Raw genomic sequence first — 2,657 nt, 5'->3', positions numbered from 1 at the left:
GGACGACACTTCGTCAAGAGCCGCCAAAGTGAACGCGTGGTGACGCGGCCGCGGTAGGCCGGATACTGACACGCAGCAGATGTATTTACCGGATGGCATCGTTCACGCTCGACGGCGAAACGTGCGAGCACCTGAAACCGGACCCGGGCCACCAGCCAGAAGAAACCAAGTCGTTGGAGTACGGGAACTATCCCAAAGTGATAGCAACCCTGCCCCTGGCTGACGGCGGAACCATAGGTGTCTATGCCGTCGCGGAACGCTGGAACCCCTCTTACGTCCTTGTGGGATGGGCGGACGACGGGCGGCACGGGCATTGGGCTTGGATCCCCGCCGGCAACGTGGAACGCGGGTCTGAATCAGACTGGGATATTGAGGAGTATCGGCGCTGTCCCGAGCACCTACGCGGAATCCGCTGGGGAAACCGTCTGCCCGGATTCCTGCCTGAGTAGAGCCGCGAATCGGCCCGGCTAACATCGATGGCATGAACGATGAGACTAACTCGAGCCCGCAGGACGAACAGCCGGAAGCCGTCAAGTAGGATGACCGGCTGGACAAGTATCCGCTGCACCTGTTGCTGTGGACCCTCGAGGATGTTGCGGCCATGTGCGGTATTAGTAGAAGCACGGCCTACCGGCACCTGAAGGAGAACTCTTGGCCGCATTGCCGTATCGGCACGGAGCTTCGGTTCTCAGTGGCGGACATCGAAGCGATTCAAGCTTTGAACGTGGTGGTCCCAACTGCCCTGGTCGAACGCCGACGGACTCCACGCGTAGGGATTCGTGCAAACCGGCACCCTCCTGACAACATCGTGGCAACATTCTGACAACACTTAGCGTGAATTGGCGTGACGTGACGTTATGAAAATCCGCGAAATCTAGGCGTTTCCTTGCATCGGCAAGGCATCTAAAAGAGTTCAAATCCCACCGTCACCGCGAAACAACGAGGCCCCTGCTTTCCTTTGTTTACAAGGAACGCAGGGGCCTTTCGCTTTGCCCGGAAAGGGTTCCGCGGAAACGCCGCACCCACAATCCGGCCCACGTGCCCGGGTGAGGAGACCGCCGGCGACCAGCCGCCGGAGACGGTGGTCGAGGATGCCATCACCTGCTACGATCCCCAGAATCCCCACGACCGCATGCAAGCCGCTATCACTCTGGAGGTTCGCGATGCCGGACACCACCTGCCACATGTCGATCTCGCTGGATGGCTTCGTCGCCGGGCCGGACCAGAGCCGCGAGAACCCCCTGGGCAAGCGGGGGCTGGAGCTGCACCGCTGGCACATCGGCGACCCGCGGGCCAACGATGCCGACAAGGTCGCGAACGAGTGGCTCATGCGCCCACGGGGTGCGTATGTGATGGGTCGGAACATGTTCGGCCCGGTCCGCGGGGACTGGGATGAGGACTGGGCCGGGTGGTGGGGAGCCGAACCGCCGTACCACGCGCCGGTGTTCGTGCTGACCCATCACGGACACGACCCGATCCAGATGGACGGCGGAACGACCTTCCACTTCGTCACCGAGGGCTTCGACGCGGCCTACTCCGCAGCCCGCCAGGCCGCCGGGGACAAGGGCGTGGACATCGCCGGCGGGGCCTCGACCGTCCGGCAGGCACTGATCGCCGGCGTGATCGACGAGCTCACCCTCGACATCGCACCGGTCCTGCTCGGTTCGGGCGAACGTATTTTCGACGGGGTTGAATCCTTCGGCTTCGAGCCCGCCGAGGTGCTCCACTCACCGCTGGCCACCCACATCCGTTACCGCCGCGCCAGTTAAGTCCGTAGGCACTCCGGGCCTCACAACCAGAGAGGTACGCCGTGGGGAGCGGGACGAGAATGAGCAGGGGGCGCAAAATATGGCTCGGTGTGCTGGCAGTAACGGTTGCCTCTGTCACTGCATTCTTCCTCTGGCCATCGTGGAAGAGCGATCAGATTGTCGCTGAGCTCAAGACGATTGCCGACCGCCTCCAGCCAGAGCCGGGATGGGAACCCTTAAGAACGCAGGAGCCGGTGGGCAGTGCGCTGTGCATCCCGCTCGATGGACCTTGCTCCCAGTACGCATACCGTTGGGACACTCACCGGAAGTACCGGGAGGGTGACCTGGAGCGGTACGTTCAGCAGGTGGGTTTAACGCCACAGGAGTACAAGCCATGCGTACGGGAGCAGAGGATCAATGCAGGCGGACTGGACTGCCGGGGCATTGGCGTCATCGACGGATGGAACGTACGCATTACGATCACTGACTACGGTCGGGACGACGACACCAACATTGTGCAGGTCGTGGTCAACAAGTACGGCTACTGATCCTTGTTTTGTGTTCGCGGTTGCCGCAGACCGGAGGCGGCCACCCCGTTGACGGGGTGGCCGCCAGTTTCAGTGCGATCTTGGTGTTAGTGCTCCGCTTCTGCGGCAGCCTTCTTGGCGTCTTTCTCGGCGTCCTTCTCGGCGCGCAGAGCCTCCGCGTCGTGCTGTTCCTCGGCTTTTTCCTGATGGATGACCGCTGCGAAGAGCTTCTCCATCTCCTTGGCCACGCCGGCGGCCGAGGCCGGGTTCTGGCCGGTCACCAGCCGGTCGTCAACCACGACCTTCTCTTCAAAGACATCAGCGGAGACGTGGGTGGCGCCCTGTTCCTCAAGTCGGTCTGCCAAGAAGAACGGGATGACCT

General features: G+C 62.4%; 4 protein-coding genes and 1 pseudogene. 4 read left to right on the top strand and 1 reads right to left on the bottom strand.

The genetic code is table 11. The features are described 5' to 3' along the window. The first annotated feature begins 92 nt into the window (after positions 1 to 92). From LQV45_RS24915 to LQV45_RS24905, 4 genes are all read left to right on the top strand, one after another. Positions 93 to 449 (top strand): hypothetical protein, encoded by a 357-nt coding sequence (locus tag LQV45_RS24915; RefSeq protein ID WP_230009305.1) that lies wholly within the window; start codon positions 93 to 95, stop codon positions 447 to 449. Between the two features lie 122 nt (positions 450 to 571). Next, positions 572 to 823, top strand: coding sequence for a helix-turn-helix domain-containing protein (locus tag LQV45_RS35920; protein WP_374208293.1), 252 nt, complete (start codon positions 572 to 574; stop codon positions 821 to 823). A gap of 340 nt (positions 824 to 1,163) precedes the next feature. Further along, positions 1,164 to 1,769, top strand: a complete 606-nt coding sequence (locus LQV45_RS24910; protein WP_230009304.1) for a dihydrofolate reductase family protein — start codon at positions 1,164 to 1,166, stop codon at positions 1,767 to 1,769. 89 nt (positions 1,770 to 1,858) lie between these two features. After that, positions 1,859 to 2,296 carry a hypothetical protein gene (locus LQV45_RS24905; RefSeq protein ID WP_230009302.1) on the top strand — a complete coding sequence of 146 codons (438 nt, stop codon included), beginning with the start codon at positions 1,859 to 1,861 and terminating at the stop codon, positions 2,294 to 2,296. Between the two features lie 86 nt (positions 2,297 to 2,382). Here the strand turns inward: LQV45_RS24905 and LQV45_RS24900 are convergent. Continuing rightward, positions 2,383 to 2,657, bottom strand: a pseudogene (locus LQV45_RS24900) (type 1 glutamine amidotransferase domain-containing protein); the annotation flags it as partial.

The organism is Microbacterium sp. Bi128 (genome assembly GCF_918698205.1).
The sequence above is the reverse complement of the archived record's forward strand: the minus strand, read 5'-3'. Positions and strand labels throughout refer to the sequence as shown.

Coding starts and splice junctions, on each gene's coding strand:
- LQV45_RS24915 (WP_230009305.1), top strand. CDS start 93: ATGGCATCGTTCACGCTCGACGGCGAAACGTGCGAGCACCTGAAACCG.
- LQV45_RS24910 (WP_230009304.1), top strand. CDS start 1,164: ATGCCGGACACCACCTGCCACATGTCGATCTCGCTGGATGGCTTCGTC.